Annotated in this window: 14 protein-coding genes and 1 riboswitch; of the genes, 13 read left to right on the forward strand and 1 reads right to left on the reverse strand. The window is 37.2% G+C overall.

Annotated elements, in window-relative coordinates; genetic code table 11:
• Positions 1-31: 31 nt before the first annotated feature.
• Positions 32-1,396, reverse strand: coding sequence for an amino acid permease (locus ACSBRB_RS00765; protein WP_435031178.1), 1,365 nt, complete (start codon positions 1,394-1,396; stop codon positions 32-34).
• A gap of 503 nt (positions 1,397-1,899) precedes the next feature.
• Here ACSBRB_RS00765 and ACSBRB_RS00770 point away from each other — a divergent pair.
• The 13 genes from ACSBRB_RS00770 (at position 1,900) to ACSBRB_RS00830 (ending at position 20,082) form a co-directional block, all read left to right on the forward strand.
• On the forward strand, positions 1,900-3,018 hold the full coding sequence (locus ACSBRB_RS00770) for a citrate synthase (RefSeq protein ID WP_435031179.1): 1,119 nt from the start codon (positions 1,900-1,902) through the stop codon (positions 3,016-3,018).
• Between the two features lie 51 nt (positions 3,019-3,069).
• Positions 3,070-4,341, forward strand: a complete 1,272-nt coding sequence (gene icd / locus ACSBRB_RS00775) for an NADP-dependent isocitrate dehydrogenase (RefSeq protein WP_435031180.1) — start codon at positions 3,070-3,072, stop codon at positions 4,339-4,341.
• Positions 4,342-4,610: 269 nt separating this feature from the next.
• Positions 4,611-5,321, forward strand: a complete 711-nt coding sequence (locus ACSBRB_RS00780) for a response regulator transcription factor (RefSeq protein WP_059107168.1) — start codon at positions 4,611-4,613, stop codon at positions 5,319-5,321.
• The gene (gene pnpS, locus ACSBRB_RS00785; protein WP_435031181.1) at positions 5,321-7,009 is read left to right on the forward strand and encodes a two-component system histidine kinase PnpS; all 1,689 of its coding nucleotides are present in this window, start codon (positions 5,321-5,323) and stop codon (positions 7,007-7,009) included. Before ACSBRB_RS00780 ends, pnpS begins: the two co-directional genes overlap by 1 nt.
• Positions 7,010-7,167: 158 nt before the next feature.
• Positions 7,168-9,798, forward strand: coding sequence for a DNA polymerase I (gene polA / locus ACSBRB_RS00790; RefSeq protein WP_435031182.1), 2,631 nt, complete (start codon positions 7,168-7,170; stop codon positions 9,796-9,798).
• A gap of 15 nt (positions 9,799-9,813) precedes the next feature.
• Positions 9,814-10,686 (forward strand): bifunctional DNA-formamidopyrimidine glycosylase/DNA-(apurinic or apyrimidinic site) lyase, encoded by an 873-nt coding sequence (gene mutM, locus ACSBRB_RS00795; protein ID WP_435031183.1) that lies wholly within the window; start codon positions 9,814-9,816, stop codon positions 10,684-10,686.
• Between the two features lie 15 nt (positions 10,687-10,701).
• Positions 10,702-11,337 (forward strand): dephospho-CoA kinase, encoded by a 636-nt coding sequence (gene coaE, locus ACSBRB_RS00800; RefSeq protein WP_435031184.1) that lies wholly within the window; start codon positions 10,702-10,704, stop codon positions 11,335-11,337.
• A gap of 166 nt (positions 11,338-11,503) precedes the next feature.
• Positions 11,504-12,535, forward strand: coding sequence for a glyceraldehyde-3-phosphate dehydrogenase (locus ACSBRB_RS00805; RefSeq protein ID WP_435031185.1), 1,032 nt, complete (start codon positions 11,504-11,506; stop codon positions 12,533-12,535).
• Positions 12,536-13,039: 504 nt separating this feature from the next.
• The gene (nrdR, locus tag ACSBRB_RS00810; protein WP_435031186.1) at positions 13,040-13,510 is read left to right on the forward strand and encodes a transcriptional regulator NrdR; all 471 of its coding nucleotides are present in this window, start codon (positions 13,040-13,042) and stop codon (positions 13,508-13,510) included.
• Entirely contained in the window at positions 13,511-14,920 is a 1,410-nt protein-coding gene (dnaB, locus tag ACSBRB_RS00815) for a replicative helicase loading/DNA remodeling protein DnaB (RefSeq protein WP_435031187.1), read from the forward strand.
• A gap of 7 nt (positions 14,921-14,927) precedes the next feature.
• Positions 14,928-15,851, forward strand: coding sequence for a primosomal protein DnaI (gene dnaI, locus ACSBRB_RS00820; protein ID WP_435031188.1), 924 nt, complete (start codon positions 14,928-14,930; stop codon positions 15,849-15,851).
• A 352-nt stretch (positions 15,852-16,203) separates the two neighbouring features.
• Positions 16,204-18,144, forward strand: coding sequence for a threonine--tRNA ligase (thrS, locus tag ACSBRB_RS00825; RefSeq protein ID WP_435031189.1), 1,941 nt, complete (start codon positions 16,204-16,206; stop codon positions 18,142-18,144).
• A gap of 66 nt (positions 18,145-18,210) precedes the next feature.
• Positions 18,211-18,383: riboswitch (Lysine riboswitch) on the forward strand.
• Positions 18,384-18,576: 193 nt separating this feature from the next.
• Positions 18,577-20,082, forward strand: a complete 1,506-nt coding sequence (locus tag ACSBRB_RS00830) for an amino acid permease (protein WP_435031190.1) — start codon at positions 18,577-18,579, stop codon at positions 20,080-20,082.

The following is a 20,082-nucleotide window of genomic DNA, read 5'->3' on the forward strand; positions in this document are numbered from 1 at the left end:
CTAGGACTTCAATAAGTCCTAGCCTTTTCTTTTAGTTATCCAATTGCTGTTTTACTTTTCTATATCGCCAATACATAAGTGCTAATATGATAAACCATATTGGGGTAAGGAAGATCGCAATACGTGTTGTCTCGTTAATAAACAGTAATATAAATACAGTTAGGAAGAAACCTAACACAACATATGCCATTCCTTTACCACCTGGTAATTTATAAATCGCTTGTTGATGCTCATCTGGATGCTGACTTGCATAACGAATATATGCAATCGTGATTAAAGCCCATACAAATAAGAACAGGACGGTAGAAATCGTTGTGATATAGGAGAATACGAGTGTTGCATTCGGTATGATGTAATTGAGCAATGCTGCAATAAGTAACATCATCGAAGAAACAATAATCGCGACGTTTGGCACACCGTGTTTATTTTTAGATTTAAAAATAGGTGGTGCCTGGTCTTCATTCGCCAAACCGAATAGCATTCGGCTGTTTGAGAAAATACCACTATTACATGAGGATGCCGCTGCCGTTAATACGACGAAATTAATGACACCTGCTGCAAATGGAATACCGATCAGTGAGAAAAGTCTTACAAATGGACTTTCTTCAGGATCTAATTTTTCCCAAGGAATGATTGACATTATGACGAACAGTGAACCGACATAAAATATAAGTACACGTAAAGGCACACTGTTGATGGCTTTGGGGATTGTTTTTCTTGGATCTTGTGTTTCTCCAGCTGTGACACCGATGAGTTCAACCCCTACAAATGAAAATGTAGCCATTTGGAAGGACATCAAGAAACCACTGAGACCTTTCGGAAATACACCGTGGTCATAAAGGTTAGACACGGATGCTTTACCAAAAGTGGTTTCGTAAGCCATGAGTATCATAATAATACCGACCACAATCAGTGCGAGAATTGTAACAATTTTGATGATAGAGAACCAAAATTCTAATTCACCAAACATTTTCGCACTTAATAAGTTCAATGACATCAATACTAAGACACAGAATAATGCGCTGATCCAGTTCGGTATGTTTGGAAACCAAAAACTGACGTATTTGGCTACGGCTGTCACTTCTGCCATGCCGGTAATGACCCAGCAGAACCAGTATGTCCAGCCAGTTACGAATCCAGCGAACGGACCTATGTAAGCATTTGTGACGTCGGCAAATGATTTAAAACCTGTATTCTCAACCATGATTTCACCGAGTCCATGCATGAACATAAAGAGCATAAACCCGATAATAATATAGGTTAATAATATAGAGGGACCTGTTAAAGCAATGGTTTGCCCAGCCCCTAAAAAGAGTCCTGTTCCAATCGCTCCTCCAATTGCAATCAATTGGACGTGTCGGCTACTGAGCTCTCTTTGTAATTGTTGTTTTGCCATATATCAAGACTCCTTTTTCTATATACAACATTATGCTATTGAAAAAAGGATATGACAAGAACGAATATTCGTATCGTGTAAAATTTATACTTGTGTTAGCATTATGAATCGTTATCACATTTAATAAATAATTAAAAATTTCAGATAATTGAAATGAATCCGATTTCAAAGTAAGATAAGATTATACAAAATGTGACTAAAGGGGAAAGTATTAGGGATGGACATATCATTTTGTATACGTTTTTAAATCAGTTGTGCTGAGCCAAACTTGAATAAAAATAAGATTGTTTAGGAGAAGCTTCATTCTTACATCAATGTTTGCGACAGTCACGCTGACAATCATAAAAGAGATCGAACTATAATCTGTTTTCACCTCATGGTATGATTATGAGTAAGACACAGATGAAACAACTGCGTTATTACATATAGATTGCGATACAAACATATAAGTGGAAAGTAGTAATGTATCTGTTTCATTACGAAAGAGTAAAGGGGAAATTGATATGGCAGAACTTAAAAAAGGGTTAGAAGGTGTCATTGCAGCTGAAACAAAAGTGAGTTCAATCATCGATAGTCAATTAACATATGCGGGTTATGCTATAGATGATTTAGCGGAAAATGCTGAATTTGAAGAGATTATTTTCTTATTGTGGCACTATCGCTTACCTAATAAAGAAGAACTAAATGAATTAAAAGAAAAGCTATTTAATTATATGACGTTAAATCCTCGTGTATACAGTCATTTTGAAGAATATGCGACTGATAATGTGCATCCGATGACGGCATTAAGAACATCTGTATCATACATTGCACATTTCGATCCAAATGCTGAAGATGAAGAAGACAAAGAAAAGTTAGAACGCGCCATTCGTATTCAAGCGAAAATTGCGTCGTTAGTCACAGCATTTGCAAGAGTTAGAGAAGGCAAAGAGCCTGTTAAACCAAGCAAAGACTTAAATTATGCTGGTAACTTCTTGTATATGTTAAGAGGAGAATTGCCTGATGATATCGAAGTAGAAGCGTTTAATAAGGCACTTGTATTACATGCTGACCATGAATTAAATGCCTCAGCGTTCACTGCGCGTTGTGCGGTTTCCTCTTTATCAGATATGTACTCTGGTATCGTTGCTGCAGTGGGCTCACTCAAAGGGCCATTACACGGTGGTGCGAATGAACGTGTGATGAATATGCTCTCAGAAGTTAAATCTATCGATGAAGTGGAAGCATATATTGATAACAAAATAGAAAATAAAGAAAAAATTATGGGATTTGGGCACCGTGTGTATAAAGACGGAGACCCAAGAGCGAAATACTTAAAAGAGATGAGTCGTAAAATTACAGAAGAAACAGGCCAGAAACAACTATTTGATATCTCAGTCAAAATAGCAGAACAAATGAAAGAGAAAAAAGGACTCATTGCGAATGTAGACTTCTACAGTGCAACGGTCTATCACAGCTTGAATATCCCACATGATCTGTTCACACCTATTTTCGCAGTAAGTCGAACAGCCGGTTGGATTGCTCATATTTTTGAACAATATAGAGACAATCGCATCATGCGACCACGTGCGAAATATATCGGTGAGAAAGACCGCAAGTATGTTCCAATTGAAGAACGTTAAATCATTCAAACAATAAATCACGATTAATAATCGAGTTGGAGGTTATACATTATGGCAGGTAGCAAGATTGAACGAGCAAATGAAGGATTATTAAATGTACCAAACGATCCTATTATTCCATTTATTATCGGTGATGGTATTGGACCAGATATTTGGAAAGCGGCACGACGTGTGATCGATGCAGCTGTAGAAAAAGCATACAATGGTGAGAAACAAATTGTGTGGAAAGAAATTTTAGCAGGTCAAAAAGCATATGATACGACAAATGAATGGCTTCCAAATGAAACGTTAGAAGCGATTAAAGAATACTTGATCGCCATTAAAGGGCCGTTAACAACCCCAATTGGCGGTGGTATTCGTTCTCTAAATGTAGCATTACGTCAAGAGTTAGATTTATTTACGTGCTTAAGACCTGTACGTTGGTTTAAAGGTGTTCCATCTCCTGTTAAGCATCCAGAAAAAACAGATATGGTCATTTTCCGTGAAAATACTGAAGATATTTACGCAGGAATCGAATACAAAGAAGGTACTGAGGAAGTTAAGAAAGTGATCGATTTCTTAGAAAATGAAATGGGCGCAAAAAATATCAGATTCCCTGAAACATCTGGTATCGGTATTAAACCCGTTTCAAAAGAAGGGACAGAACGTTTAGTACGCGCAGCCATACAATATGCCATAGATAATAACCGTAAATCTGTAACTCTCGTGCATAAAGGTAACATTATGAAATTTACAGAAGGTGCTTTCAAACAGTGGGGTTATGACGTAGCTCAAAACGAATTTGGGGATCACGTCTTTACATGGCAACAATATGATGAAATAGTTGAAAGAGAAGGTAAAGACGAAGCGAATAAAGCGCAAGAAGCAGCCGTAAATGAAGGGAAAATTATCATAAAAGATTCCATCGCAGATATCTTTTTACAACAAATTTTAACACGACCTGAAGACCATGACGTGGTCGCAACAATGAACTTAAACGGCGATTATATTTCTGACGCATTAGCGGCACAAGTCGGTGGTATCGGTATTGCGCCAGGTGCGAACATTAATTACGAAACAGGACATGCCATCTTTGAAGCAACCCATGGTACAGCGCCAAAATACGCAGGATTAAATAAAGTCAATCCTTCATCTGAATTGTTAAGTGCTGTATTGATGTTAGAACATATTGGTTGGCAAGAAGCAGCGGATCTCATTTCTGAATCTGTAGAAAAAACAATTACATCTAAAGTTGTAACGTATGACTTCGCTCGTATGTTAGAAGGCGCAACAGAAGTTTCTACTTCTGAGTTTGCGGATGAACTCATTAAAAATTTAGATTAACTCAAGTGAAGGCGTACATTAAAATTTAATATCATTAATTTAAGGAGAGCTTATGGCAAATGATAGATAAAACATGTGAAAGGTTTTACCACGTTTGACGGAGCTCTCTTTTTCGTCCATCTATTGAGGTTTTATTAAAGTAGGATGTGCTAGGTATTTTAAAAACATTGCGATACTGTAAAAATTATGTAAATCTAATTTAAGTTATGTTATTTTTATTTGAAATTACGTTATAATTAACATTGTAAACATAAAGATGGAGGTACATTATGTCACAAAGAGTTCTAGTTGTTGATGATGAACAATCAATCGTAACGTTACTTAAATATAATTTAGAACAAGCGGGCTACGTCGTTGATGTAGCATATGATGGCGTCGCTGCATTAAACAAAGTTAACACTGTTCATCCTGATTTAATTGTGTTAGACGTTATGTTACCTGAAAAAGATGGTATCGAAGTATGTAAAAGCATTCGTTCTGATAGAAATTTAGTGCCAATTTTAATGTTAACCGCTAAAGATGATGAATTCGATCGTGTTTTAGGATTAGAACTAGGGGCAGATGATTATATGACAAAACCATTTTCTCCAAGAGAAGTGGTTGCACGTGTCAAAGCCATTCTCAGACGTTCATCTATGGTGAGTGAACCGGAACAAGAAGAAACGGATGACAACGACATTATTATTGGATCTATTCGTATCAGACCAGAATATTTTGAAGTATATCGCGATGGAGAACTCTTAGAATTAACGCCGAAAGAATTTGAATTGTTGCTCTATCTTATTGAGCGACAAGGCCGCGTAATCACACGTGAACATATGTTAAATTCTGTTTGGAATTATGAATTTGCTGGTGACTCTCGTATCGTAGATGTGCATATCAGTCACTTAAGAGATAAATTAGAAGAAAATCCTAAACAACCGAAATTAATTAAGACCGTCCGCGGTTTAGGATATAAATTGGAGCGTCCTAAAGCTTAATGCTCAAATTTCATCAACGACTCTTAATACTTTTATGTACAATTACCATTGGGAGTTTCATAGGTTTAGGTTTAATCATTTCGCACGTGGTCTTTGAGACGATGACCTCAAATCAAGAAACAGATCTAGATCACGAAGCCGAACATTTTATCAATTTATATCACGACGATAAAGAACAATTAATTCAGTCCAATGCTAAATCTGAACATTTAACCGTCATTATTAAAGAAGATGACAATACCATTTATAGTGTGAACAATGGAGTGGATGTGAATCACAGTATTTATAATGAAGCGAATCCTTCCAATCTTACCTATGATAAATACCAAGGCGATCGTCGATTTACATACAAACATCAGTATGATGGCAAAGATATCATATTGAGTGGTATCAACAATGGGATTATTGATTTACAAGTTCAAATATGGAAATACATTTCTCTCATTTGCTTGTTTGTATTAATCATCATTTTCTTCGTCGTGCGCAGTATCAATCGGACTTACATTAGACCAATCAACGAAGTCACTTATGCGACGAATTTATTAGCGGATGGATATTATCATGTCCGCGTACCAGAAAGTAACGTGAAAGAGCCGAAAGATTTATTTGTGACAACCAACGAATTAGCTCGTAAATTACAACGTTTGAACCATAAACAAAAATTACAATCTAACCGTTTGAAAACGACGCTTAAAAACATTCCAAGTTCCGTATTAATGATCGATCGATACGGTAAAATTGTCGTAGCTAACCAGTCCTATTATGATGTTTTTACTCCTGAAATGGAGATTATCGAACGGAGTTACACTGATATTTTAGATATGGATTTACAAACCATTGTCACACAAGCGTTCCAAACGGAAAAACCGATTTACGAACAAATTGAACTTCGATTTAATGAAGTGCATGACAAGTACTTTGACACGTCTTGTGTGCCGATTTTATCTAAATCTAAGAAAAATCTTTATGGTATGGTGCTCGTGTTACATGACATTACCAACTTGAAAAAATTCGAAAATCTTCGTAGAGAATTTGTGGCTAATGTCTCTCACGAATTGAAAACACCGATTACCTCTATTAAAGGATTTGCCGAAACACTGTTAGATGGCGCAAAAGAAGATACCGAATCACTCGATATGTTCTTAAATATCATTTTAAAAGAATCTAATCGTATCGAGACCCTCGTGTTAGATTTACTTGATCTTTCACATATCGAACAACAAACTGAATTGGAAACTGAACCCGTTGATTTATCAGGTATCGCTGAATCACAGATTCAAAATTTATCTACGAAAGCCGAACAAAAAGACATTGAACTCATCAATGAAATTGATCCGAATGTCATTATCGATGGAGAACAAGGCAAAGTGACGCAAGTTGTCGTTAACTTACTTGCGAATGCGATAAACTATTCTCCTAAAGGTAAAGAAGTTATAGTTCGTGTGTTCAATGATCATAAAAAGCATATTCTTGAGGTACAGGACTATGGTATTGGTATTAGTCCCGAAGATCAAAAACATATTTTCGAACGATTTTATCGTGTAGATAAAGCGAGAAGTAGAGATTCTGGTGGTACAGGTCTTGGACTTTCGATTACGAAACATGTCGTTGAAGCCCATCATGGACGTATCAATGTAGATAGTGAACTCGGGGAAGGTTCAACATTTAGAGTGACTTTCTTCGACTAATCATACAGACCCTGCACACTTTTAACCAACAAAGTGTGGAGGGGTTTATTTTATGCTTACTCACATGCAAAATCGGAATTGCATACCACAGCGAATGAGTTCGGCTCAATTACAAGATGTGATAAAATAGGATACAAATAGCACTGGAGGTTGAGACATTGAGTAAATTAGTATTAATAGATGGTAATAGTTTAAGTTTCCGTGCTTTTTATGCATTACCATTACTTCAAAATAAAGCAGGTATCCATACGAATGCGATTTATGGTTTTGCAATGCTATTAGAAAAAATCATGAAAGAAGAGCAACCGGATCATTTCTTAGTCGCATTTGATGCGGGTAAAACAACTTTCAGACATGAAACTTACAGTGATTATAAAGGTGGCCGTCAAAAAACACCGCCAGAATTAAGTGAACAGTTACCCTATGTGAGACAATTGTTAGATGCTTATCATATTAAACATTATGAATTAGACAATTATGAAGCGGATGATATTATTGGTACATTGAGTAAACAAGCGAATGAAGCGGGTATGGAAACCATTATTGTGACAGGGGACCGAGATTTAACTCAACTCGCAACAGACAAAGTAACGATTTATTACACTAAAAAAGGCGTGACTGATGTCGATCATTACACACCGGAATTTATTGCGGAAAAATATCAAGGACTTGAACCGAAACAAATCATCGATATGAAAGGATTGATGGGTGATAGTTCTGATAACATTCCTGGTGTTGCGGGCGTAGGTGAAAAGACTGCAATCAAACTGTTGAAACAATACGATACAGTAGAAGGTGTATATGACCATATAGACGATGTGTCAGGTAAAAAATTAAAAGAAAAATTAGAGCAAGCAAAAGATGATGCGTTTATGAGTAAACAGCTTGCGACAATTAATTGTGAAAGTCCAATTGAGGTTTCAGTTAAAGATGCGAAATTACCTGAGGATACCGATGATTCCGATAAAATTGCGCTATTCCAAAAATTAGAATTCAAGCAATTGATTGCAAATTTAGATGTAGAAAATGATGACAGCGAAGTAGAAGAAAAAGAAATAGAAGTCTCTACTGATATTGAAGATATTGACTTTTCAACATTGTCTGAAGCGGTCATTCATTTTGAAAATGAAGATAGTAATTACTTAAAAGCTGATATATTAAAATTTGGAATCTACGATGGGACACATTACGTCGTTATCGATGCCAAACAAGTTCCATTACATTCCGCATTAGTCAACTGGTTAGCAGATGAAAATACGGAAAAAGTCGTTTATGACGCGAAGAAAACTTATGCACTTGCTGCACGTCTAGATATTGACATTAATGGCATTACGTTTGACGCCATGCTTGCGAGCTACTTGATTGATCCTTCGCATACAATAGAAGATGTGCATTCTGTGATGACGGAATATCAACAAAACTACGTTCGTTCAGACGTCCAAATTTATGGCAAAGGAAAAAAACGTCAAATCCCTGAAGATGATCAATTGAACTACCATGTTGCAACCATATTAGAAAGTGTTGATCAATCTCAACCTCGTATGCTAGAAATCTTAGAATCTCATAATCAACGTGCTTTACTCACGGATCTTGAATTACCACTTGCACGTATTTTGAGTAAGATGGAAGTGCGCGGTATTTATACAGATGTCACAGATTTACAAGATATGGAAACTGAAATTCAACAAAAATTAGACCGACTCATTGCTCAAATCCATGAAGCGGCTGGTGAAACATTTAATATTAATTCACCTAAACAATTAGGTGTGGTATTATTTGAAAAACTGAAATTACCAGTTATTAAAAAAACGAAAACAGGTTATTCTACAGCCGTTGATGTATTAGAAAAATTACAAGGTGAGCATCCGATCATTGATGATATTTTAGAATATCGTACATTATCTAAATTGCAATCTACGTATATCGAAGGTTTACAAAAAGATATTGGAGAAGATGAACGTATTCATACGCGTTTCAACCAAACGTTAGCGCAAACAGGTCGTTTATCCTCTGTCGATCCAAATCTACAAAACATCCCGATGCGTTTAGAAGAAGGCCGTAAAATTCGTCGCGCATTCAAACCGTCACATGAAGATAGCGTCATTCTTTCTGCGGATTATTCTCAGATTGAATTACGTGTACTGGCGCACATTACGCAGGATGAAAGTATGAAACGTGCCTTTAACGCAGATCAAGATATTCATAGTGCAACAGCAGTAAAAGTGTTCGGCGTAGAAAGCGATGATGTGGATAGTCTTATGCGTCGCCAAGCGAAAGCAGTCAACTTCGGTATTGTGTATGGTATTAGTGATTATGGTTTGAGCCAAAACCTTGGTATTACACGTAAGGAAGCAAAACGCTTTATTGATGACTATTTAAATAGCTTTCCAAAAGTGAAAGAATATATGGATAACATCGTTAAAGAAGCGAAAGCACAGGGCTATGTAGAGACATTGTTACATCGTCGTAGATATATCCCAGATATCACGAGTCGTAATTTTAACCTACGTAGTTTCGCCGAACGTATTGCGATGAATACACCAATACAAGGTAGTGCGGCCGATATTATTAAACTTGCGATGGTCAACTATGATCGTGAAGTGCAAGACACAGATTTCCATGCAGAATTGTTACTTCAAGTGCACGACGAATTAATATTTGAAGTACCTAAAGATGAGGTTGACGCTTTTAGTGAGTTCATCACAGACGTCATGGATCATGCATTAGATCTCGATGTACCGTTAGAAGTAGAATCTAGTTACGGTGATACATGGTACGATGCCAAATAGAAAGAAGGTGTAGGTATGCCTGAACTTCCTGAAGTTGAACATGTTAAACGAGGCATACAACCATTTATCGAAGGGGAAACGATAACACATGTCGTGTTCTCTGATAAAGTTGCAGAAGGTAAAGCGTCAGGTCGTGAAACGATTATTAAAGGAAGCACACTCAACGATTTTAAACATTACACAGAAGGCTATACGATTGAGCGTGTAACAAGATTGAGTAAATACATTACCTTCAATATTCGTAAAGCTGATGAAGAACGGATACTTGTGAGCCATCTCGGTATGGCAGGTGGCTTCTTTATCGTGTCACAACTCGAAGACATCAGCGTGCCGAATTATCGCAAACACTGGCACGTGATTTTCGAATTAAGTAATGGTATGAAGCTCGTTTATTCTGATATTAGACGCTTTGGAGAAATACGAAATATCTCAGATTACGATGCATATCCATCATTATTAGAGATCGCACCAGATCCATTTGATGAGGATGCTTATCCGCATTATCTTGAATGTTTTAATCAAAAATTTTACCAAAATAAACCGGTGAAACAGTTTATACTTGATCATCGCGTTGTAGCTGGATGTGGTAATATTTATGCTTGTGAAGCGTTATTTGAAAGTGGCATAGATCCTGCACAGCTTGTTAAAGACCTTACACACAATGAACAAGAGCGCTTGTTTCAACATGTTCGAAATGTGTTGGAAAAGGGTATAAAATACGGAGGTACCAGCATTTCAGATTATAGACATGCAGATGGTGCGGCTGGTACGATGCAGTTACACTTAAATGTTTATAAGCAAAAGGTATGTCACAATTGTGGTTCACCGATTGAAACTAAAATTGTTGCAGGACGTAATAGTCATTATTGTCCGGCATGCCAACGATAAAGAAAGAGGGAAATTATGCCAAAAGTCATTGGATTAACTGGCGGTATCGCATCAGGTAAATCAACGGTTTCAGAGTTACTGACCGCTTATGGATTTAAAATCGTCGATGCGGATATTGCTTCTCGAAAAGCAGTAGCTAAAGGAACGAAAGGCTTAGAACAAGTGCGTGAAGCGTTTGGAGATGAAGCGATTCAACCCGATGGTGAAATGGACAGACAATATGTCGGAGATATCGTTTTTAACCAACCAGAAAAACGCATTGAATTAAATCAAATTGTTCATCCCATTGTCCGTCAGATCATGGATGAAGAGAAAGAGAAATATCTGGCACAAGGGCACAACGTCATCATGGATATTCCGCTTCTATTTGAAAATGAACTCCAAGATACGGTAGACGAAGTATGGCTCGTGTATACGTCTGAAAGTATTCAAATCGATCGCTTGATGGAGCGAAATGATATGTCTGTGGAAGATGCGAAGGCACGTGTCTATAGTCAAATCTCAATCGATAAGAAAAGCCGTATGGCAGACCATGTGATCGACAATCTGGATTCAAAACTGCAATTAAAACAAAATCTAGAGAAACTGTTGATTGAACAAGGCTTTATTGAAGCTTACGATCCAGAAAATGATGACGATACTAATTCGTAAAATAAATGAATAAAAATAGATATTAGTCTTTGGGAGTTAATGTTATTTAAAGCAATAACTTCCAAAGACTTTTTTTAAATAAATTTGCGTAATCGCTTTCATATTTCGTTGTTTATGTTATACTCAACTTATAAAAGTATAACACAAATGATGAGGGGTGCTTTAAATGGCAACAAATATTGCAATTAACGGAATGGGACGTATTGGGCGAATGGTGTTGAGAATCGCATTGAAAAAAGAAGATCTAAACATCGTTGCTATTAATGCGAGTTATCCACCAGAAACGATTGCTCATTTAGTTAATTACGATACGACGCATGGTAGATACGATAAAAAGGTTGAAGCAACTGAAACTGGAATCAAAGTAGATGGACACGAAATTAAACTAGTTTCTGATCGTAATCCAGAAAATTTACCATGGAAAACGCTCGGTATAGACCTTGTAATTGATGCCACAGGAGTATTTAATCACGGGGATAAAGCACAAGCACATATAGATGCAGGTGCGAAAAAAGTATTACTCACTGGACCATCTAAAGGCGGACATGTACAAATGGTTGTTAAAGGTGTCAACAATGACCAATTAGATTTAGATACATACGATATCTTTAGCAATGCATCTTGTACGACGAACTGTATTGGTCCTGTAGCGAAAGTGTTAAATGATACATTTGGCATTGAAAATGGTCTCATGACAACAGTTCATGCGATTACAAATGATCAAAAAAACATTGACAATCCACACAAAGATTTACGTCGTGCTCGTTCATGTAACGAAAGTATTATTCCAACTTCTACAGGTGCAGCAAAAGCACTAAAAGAAGTCATGCCAGAACTCGAAGGTAAACTTCACGGTTTAGCATTACGTGTACCCACGAAAAATGTATCTCTCGTCGATCTCGTTGTCGATTTAAAACAAGATGTTACAGTAGAAGAAGTGAACCAAGCATTTAAAGCCCATGACTTACAAGGTGTCATTGATACAGTGGATGAACCACTTGTTTCAGTAGACTTCAATACTGACCCTCATTCAGCCATTGTGGATACATTGAGTACAATGCAAATGGGTAGCCGCAAAGTAAAAGTCATTGCTTGGTATGACAATGAATGGGGTTACTCAAACCGAGTTGTAGAGATTGCGCAACAAATCGGTGAGCAATTAGAAACCAAACAAACGACAACAGCACAATCATTTTAAGTCAGACTAAAAGTTCAAACTAAACAAGATACTAAATGTGTAAGACTGGGAAATTAATTCCCGGTCTTTTGTTTTGCGAAATAAAGTCAGAAAAGAAGCTCAAGCTAAAAAGGTGAAGTTAACGGCACTTGTTGGGTGTCTTCTTATTCTAATTGACTATACTTTAAGAGATGTGAGGTTTTATAGTATAATAGATGATAATTCAAACTGACAGACCAATTGTAGTTCATGTGTGATAGTGCATTGATTATGCCTCATATTAGGTTGAAACTCTCATTTTAACATGTCTATGAAAGTAATCTCATAGCTACGAAATCAACACAGTTTATTAGATAAATATAGAGTATGAATTATGGAGGAAAGGAGCAAAATACACAAATCATCAAGTGTAAGACAATGTTATTGATTAGAACATTGTCTTATAGCAGGGGATGTAAGAAGATTATCGGAAAGCAAAATATTTTATTTCCTGTAATAATTGCTATTTGTGTATGAGTGATAGATATGAAATGTCCGAAATGTAATGCTACAAATTCTCGTGTTGTTGATTCAAGACATGCAGACGAAGTGAATGCGATTAGACGTAGAAGAGAATGTGAATTATGTGGGACACGATTTACCACATTCGAACATATTGAGAAACGCCCACTGATCGTGGTGAAAAAAGATGGCACTAGAGAACAATTTTTACGTGAAAAAATATTAAATGGATTAGTGCGTTCATGTGAGAAGCGACCAGTCCGTTATGAACAGTTAGAAGAAATTACGAACAGTGTTGAATGGGGATTAAGAGACGGAGGCCAAGCAGAGGTTTCTTCTCGAGAAATCGGAGAACTCGTCATGAATCTATTGATGGAAGTCGATCAAGTATCTTATGTGAGATTTGCTTCAGTATATAAAGAATTTAAAGATATTGATCAATTATTAAGCTCAATGCAAGGTATGCTGTCACAAGAAAATCGGAGTGATTCATAAATGGGTTTACAGTCATATGACTACGGATTAAGACCGCATGATCATTTCAAAGTGTTACGTCACTTTATTTTTACGCAACAACATTTAGATATTTTAAATCGATTATTTACGCCGCTCATCGGTGCGCAAGCGACTGGCTTATATATTTATTTAGACCAGTTTAAAGATACACCAAAAGAAACGGTCATGACGCATTACGTCATCATGAATGAGTTGAAAACGAACTTATCAGAGTTTCGCCAAGCGATGGATTTATTAGAAGGGATCGGACTTGTAAAGACATTTGTAAAACACGATGAAAATCAATCCTCATTTGTTTACCAATTGGTTCAACCTCCAACAGCAAGTCAATTTTTTAATGATCCAATGCTCTCTGTTTATTTATATAGTGAAGTGAGTAAACAGCGTTACTTACAATTGAAAGCATATTTTGAAGAAACAGATGTCTTTGATTTATCACAGTATCAGGAAACAACACGTAAATACACAGATGTTTTTTCTATCCCACGTGATAAAGATGTGCCGGATTCACAACTTGTAAGACGAGATGAAACATATGATGGAGTTGATCTCAGTCACGTACAATTCGATTTTGAACAGTTATATGATTTGTTGCAATCGCACTTTATTAGTACGAATATCGTGACTAAAGAAGCTAAAAACTTAATCATTCAACTTGCGACGCTGTATGGTTTAACGCCAGAAGATATGAAGCGGATTATTTTAAAATCCATCACGAGCGCACAGGAATTATCCTTTGAAGAATTGAGAAAGCATGCACGTTCTTATTACTTGATGGAACATGAACAGCACCTACCTCGCTTACAAGCAAAACATGAACACCAGTCAATACAATCAAATGATTCGAAAGCTGACGGATCTCACGAGCAAGATGATGAAAACATGTCAATGCAACAATATATGAAGTTGTTAGATGAAACGAGTCCGATTGATATGCTCGTATCATGGTCTGATTCAGAACCGACAGTGAGTCAAAAAGCACTCGTTGAAGAATTAGTAGAACAACAAAAGCTATCATTTGGCGTGACCAATGTGCTCTTACAATACGTAATGCTTAAAAACGATTACCGTTTACCGAAAGACTATATAAGAGAAATCGCGTCAAATTGGAAAAAATTGGAATTTGAAACAGCTTCGCAAGCCTATGAGCATATCATGAAGCAAAAAGAAAATAGTCAAAAACGAAAAGCTAACAAGTCATCGTATACTCAAAGACCGAAGAAAATTGTTTCTCGCGAGATGACACCGAAATGGTTGCAAGAGCGCCATCAATCTGACAATAATAAAGAGCAACAAGGTACACAAATGTCGGAAGAAGAAACAGCCCAATTTGAAAAAGAAAAAGCTGCATTAGCTAAAAGACTTCGACAACGACGGAAGGAGGACTGAGTTTTAAATGCAACAATTCAACGATATCATGGGGCCTTCCCGTGATTTACAAAAACGCATTGAGAAGATTAAAAGAGATGTTGTCAACGATCCAGATGTGAAACAATTTCTCGAAGATCATCGTGCAGAACTCACCAATGCGATGATTGATGAAGATTTAAATGTCTTACAAGAATATAAAGATCAACAAAAACATTATGATGGTCATGCATTTAAAGATTGTCCGAATTTCGTAAAAGGTCATGTGCCTGAGCTTTATGTTGATCAAAATCATATCAAAATTCGTTATCTTCCGTGTCCATGTAAAATAAAGCACGATGAAGAAAAACAACAAGCTAGCATGATTACGTCTCATTTTATGCAACAAGATACACTTAACGCTCGACTGGAAGATATTTACATGAGTGACCGGAATCGGGTGGATATTATTGGAGCTGCTGAACAATTTTGCCAGGCAATGACGTCCGAAAATCCACCTAAAAAGGGATTTTATTTATATGGCCCATTCGGTACAGGTAAATCATTTATCCTTGGTGCGATCGCAAATGAACTAAAATATGACAATATCCATTCAACACTTGTATATTTGCCAGAATTGATTCGCACACTGAAAAGCAGTTTTAAAGATGGGACATTTGAAATTAAATTACAAAGTGTACGTGAAGCGAACATTCTCATGTTAGATGATATAGGGGCCGAAGAAACGACACCATGGGTCAGAGATGAAGTGCTCGGGCCGTTGTTACACTATCGTATGATTCATGAACTCCCAACGTTTTTCAGCTCAAACATGGATTTAACTGAACTGGAACATCATCTATCTGTGACACGTGAAGGTGCAGAGCTTACAAAGGCTGCGCGTATATTAGAACGCATAAAAGTGTTAGCCAAACCGTATTATCTTGAAGGAAAAAATCATCGAGAAGATTGAATTTTATGCGACAAGGTGTATAATATAATTAAATCTTAATCAAAGTGAACGTATGTGAGGACACAATTCAAGATTGTCGTAATATCCAGAGAGCTAACGTCAGCTGCAAGTTTAGCTATTACGCACTTGAGTTACTCCCTCATGATATAGTATTTGTAATGAATACTCGGCTCAAGACCGTTATCTTAGAAAGAGCAAAGCATATCGACATGCTCCCGGGCATGCGTATGCTTAAAATTAGGGTGGTACCGCGAAGACCTCGCCCCTGTGATGGGAGTGAGGTCTTTTTTATTTGTTCAAATGAGGAATACGATGACTTTGATAAGTGATGCTAAATAGGAGGATATCAGTGATGGATCAAATTAATATTCAGTTTCCAGATGGTAATACAAAGGCCTTTGATCAAGGCACAACAACTGAAGATATCGCACAATCAATCAGTCCTGGATTACGTAAAAAAGCAGTTGCAGGTAAATTTAATGGCAAAATGGTAGATTTAACACGTCCACTTGAAGAAGATGGTTCTATTGAAATCGTCACTCCTGGTAGCGATGAAGCACTTGAAGTGTTGCGTCATTCTACTGCTCATCTCATGGCACAAGCGTTAAAACGCCTATACGGAGATGTAAAATTTGGTGTAGGTCCTGTCATCGATGGTGGATTCTACTACGATTTCGATGTAGAACAAAATATTTCTTCAGATGATTTCGACCAAATCGAAAAAACAATGAAAAAAATTGTAGATGAAAATCATAAAATCGAACGTAAAGTTGTATCACGTGAAGAAGCTAAAGATTTCTTCAAAGATGACCCTTATAAATTAGAGTTGATTGATGCCATTCCAGAAGATGAAAACGTCACACTTTATACTCAAGGTGAGTTTACAGACTTATGCCATGGCGTCCACGTGCCGTCAACATCTAAAATAAAAGAGTTTAAATTGTTATCTACTGCAGGTGCATACTGGCGCGGTGATAGTGACAATAAAATGTTACAACGTATCTACGGTACTGCATTCTTTGACAAAAAAGATCTTAAAGCACACCTAAATATGTTGGCAGAACGCAAAGAACGTGACCACCGTAGAATCGGTAAAGAATTAGAATTGTTTACGACAAACCCATTAGTAGGTGCCGGTTTACCGCTTTGGTTACCAAACGGTGCAACGATTCGTCGTGAAATTGAACGTTATATTGTCGATAAAGAAGTAAGTATGGGTTATGATCATGTTTATACACCTATCATGGCAAACGTTGATTTATACAAAACATCAGGCCACTGGGATCACTATCAAGAAGATATGTTCCCTCCAATGAGCTTAGATGAAAATGAAAACATGGTACTTAGACCAATGAACTGTCCTCACCATATGATGGTTTATGCGAACAAACCACACTCATATCGTGAATTACCAATCCGCATTGCTGAACTCGGTACAATGCATCGATATGAAGCAAGTGGTGCGGTTTCAGGTCTACAACGTGTGAGAGGTATGACATTAAATGATGCCCACATTTTCGTAAGACCTGACCAAATCAAAGAAGAGTTTAAACGCGTGGTAAACTTAATCTTAGATGTATACGAGGACTTTGGCTTTGAAAATTACAGTTTCCGTCTCAGCTATCGTGATCCTGAAGATAAAGATAAATATTATGATGACGATGACATGTGGAATAAAGCGGAAGCGATGTTAAAAGAAGCGGTTGATGAACTCGGCTTAGCTTATGAAGAAGCCATCGGTGAAGCCGCATTCTATGGTCCTAAACTCGACGTACAAGTACAAACAGCGATGGGTAAAGAAGAAACACTCTCTACAGCACAACTCGACTTCTTATTACCACAAAAATTCGATTTAACTTATATCGGTCAAGATGGAGAACACCATCGTCCAGTGGTCATCCATCGTGGTGTTGTATCTACAATGGAACGTTTCGTCGCATTCTTAACAGAAGAAACAAAAGGGGCGTTCCCTACATGGCTAGCACCAAAACAAGTTGAAATTATTCCAGTTAATGTTGATCTTCATTATGACTATGCACGTACGATTCTCGATGAATTAAAATCTCGCGGTGTCCGTGTTGAAATCGACGATCGTAATGAAAAAATGGGTTATAAAATTAGAGAAGCACAAATGCAAAAAATCCCTTATCAACTTGTCGTAGGTGATAAAGAGGTTGAAAACCAAGAAGTCAACGTTAGAAAATACGGTTCCAAAGATCAAGAAACAGTGGAAAAAGACGAGTTCATCTGGAATTTAATCGATGAAATTCGCTTGAAAAAACAAAGATCATAAAGTGATGCTTGAAACATCAGTATGATTCATGTATATTTATATTTAAGCATTTAAAAATTATTGAAAATAAGAGTTAGAGGTCGCGTCTTTAATGAGTAACACCATAGCTGTCTAATGGGACAGATGCTATCGTGGTGAAAGGTAAAGATGCCGAAATGAACATTAGCCATTACTAATGTTTGTTGGGGCAGTATTCGAAAGAAACTGAACTGTCACATATGTGATGTGCTACCGAATACAAATCATCTAAATGGTTGCATATCAAAAAGGTATGCAACCATTTTTGATTTTGCTTAAACACTGTTTGTCAGAGCTTATATGGTTACATTAGAATCACTCATCGCTTTTGAGTCATGTGAAGTTAAGACAAGCAACTGTAGTGATAAACATATTAGTCGTTCCCCTCTATGTAGGAAAGGATAGGAAACTTCTATGGGAAATCAAAATAATGCTAACAACGATGTACAACGGGGTCTGAAAGATCGACACATATCGATGATTGCCATTGGTGGCTGTATCGGTACAGGTCTCTTTATGACCTCTGGTGGAGCGATACATGATGCCGGTGCCTTAGGTGCATTACTCGGTTATGCAATCATCGGTGCCATGGTGTTCTTCTTAATGACGTCACTCGGTGAAATGGCAACGTATTTACCAGTGTCAGGATCATTTAGTACGTATGCAACACGCTTTGTCGATCCATCACTTGGGTTCGCACTCGGTTGGAACTATTGGTTTAACTGGGTTATTACAGTCGCTGCAGACGTGACCATCGCTGCACAGATTATTCAGTATTGGTCACCGACGCAAGCGATTCCGGCTTGGATATGGAGTCTCATTTTCTTAGTTATCATCTTTGCACTGAACGCTTTATCTGTTCGTGTGTATGGTGAAAGTGAGTTCTGGTTTGCGCTGATTAAAGTGGTCACTGTGATTGTCTTTATTGTGATCGGGTTGTTAACCATTCTCGGTATTATGGGTGGAGGATATGTCGGCTTTGATACCTTCACTAAAGGAGAAGGTCCGATACTCGGTGATGGCTTAGGCGGAAGCTTACTCTCTATCTTAGGTGTATTCTTAATCGCTGGATTCTCATTCCAAGGGACAGAGTTAATTGGTATTACAGCAGGTGAATCAGAAAATCCTGAACGTGCTGTACCGAAAGCGATTAAACAAGTGTTCTGGAGAATCTTATTATTCTACGTGTTAGCGATTTTCGTCATCGGTATGTTAATACCTTATGATAGTCCAGCTCTTATGGGCGGTGAAGAGGATGTTGCGACATCACCATTTACTTTAGTATTTGAACATGCAGGTATCGCATTTGCTGCTTCTATCATGAACGCAGTCATCTTAACTTCCGTGTTGTCTGCAGGTAACTCTGGTATGTATGCATCAACGCGTATGTTGTATTCAATGAGTAAAGACAAACTTGCTTTCTCTGCTTTTGGTAAAACAAACAAAAGTGGGGTACCTTACATTTCACTTATCGTAACTGGAGCAATTGTCGTAGGTATCTTCTTCTTACAACATATTAGTGGTGATGCTTATGAATACATTGTTGCGGCAAGTGGTATGACAGGCTTCATTGCTTGGGTTGGTATAGCGATCAGCCACTACAGATTTAGACGTGCATTTAGTAAACAAAACTACGATAAATCTAAATTGAAATATAAAGCCAAATGGTTCCCATTCGGGCCGATCTTTGCAGGTATCCTATGTGTGCTAGTCATTATCGGTCAAGATGTTGACTTTATCCAATCCGGTGATTTTAATCTCAATCGCTTTATCATGACATATATGGGTATACCGATATTCTTAATCTTCTTCTTCTATCATAAAATACGTTACAAAACTAAAATGATTCCATTAGAAGAAGTTGATTTAAGACAAGATTTCAAAATGGATGAAGTGAAACATCATGAGAATCAAAAATAA

Source organism: Staphylococcus auricularis (genome assembly GCF_051172115.1).
In the GTDB taxonomy this organism is placed as follows: Bacteria; Bacillota; Bacilli; order Staphylococcales; family Staphylococcaceae; genus Staphylococcus; species Staphylococcus auricularis_A.

What these genes read in the sequence shown, in the direction of transcription:
- ACSBRB_RS00765 (WP_435031178.1), bottom strand. Translation starts at nt 1,396, where the DNA reads ATGGCAAAACAACAATTACAAAGAGAGCTCAGTAGCCGACACGTCCAA.
- ACSBRB_RS00770 (WP_435031179.1), top strand. Translation starts at nt 1,900, where the DNA reads ATGGCAGAACTTAAAAAAGGGTTAGAAGGTGTCATTGCAGCTGAAACA.
- icd (WP_435031180.1), top strand. Translation starts at nt 3,070, where the DNA reads ATGGCAGGTAGCAAGATTGAACGAGCAAATGAAGGATTATTAAATGTA.
- ACSBRB_RS00780 (WP_059107168.1), top strand. Translation starts at nt 4,611, where the DNA reads ATGTCACAAAGAGTTCTAGTTGTTGATGATGAACAATCAATCGTAACG.
- pnpS (WP_435031181.1), top strand. Translation starts at nt 5,321, where the DNA reads ATGCTCAAATTTCATCAACGACTCTTAATACTTTTATGTACAATTACC.
- mutM (WP_435031183.1), top strand. Translation starts at nt 9,814, where the DNA reads ATGCCTGAACTTCCTGAAGTTGAACATGTTAAACGAGGCATACAACCA.
- coaE (WP_435031184.1), top strand. Translation starts at nt 10,702, where the DNA reads ATGCCAAAAGTCATTGGATTAACTGGCGGTATCGCATCAGGTAAATCA.
- ACSBRB_RS00805 (WP_435031185.1), top strand. Translation starts at nt 11,504, where the DNA reads ATGGCAACAAATATTGCAATTAACGGAATGGGACGTATTGGGCGAATG.
- nrdR (WP_435031186.1), top strand. Translation starts at nt 13,040, where the DNA reads ATGAAATGTCCGAAATGTAATGCTACAAATTCTCGTGTTGTTGATTCA.
- dnaB (WP_435031187.1), top strand. Translation starts at nt 13,511, where the DNA reads ATGGGTTTACAGTCATATGACTACGGATTAAGACCGCATGATCATTTC.
- dnaI (WP_435031188.1), top strand. Translation starts at nt 14,928, where the DNA reads ATGCAACAATTCAACGATATCATGGGGCCTTCCCGTGATTTACAAAAA.
- thrS (WP_435031189.1), top strand. Translation starts at nt 16,204, where the DNA reads ATGGATCAAATTAATATTCAGTTTCCAGATGGTAATACAAAGGCCTTT.
- ACSBRB_RS00830 (WP_435031190.1), top strand. Translation starts at nt 18,577, where the DNA reads ATGGGAAATCAAAATAATGCTAACAACGATGTACAACGGGGTCTGAAA.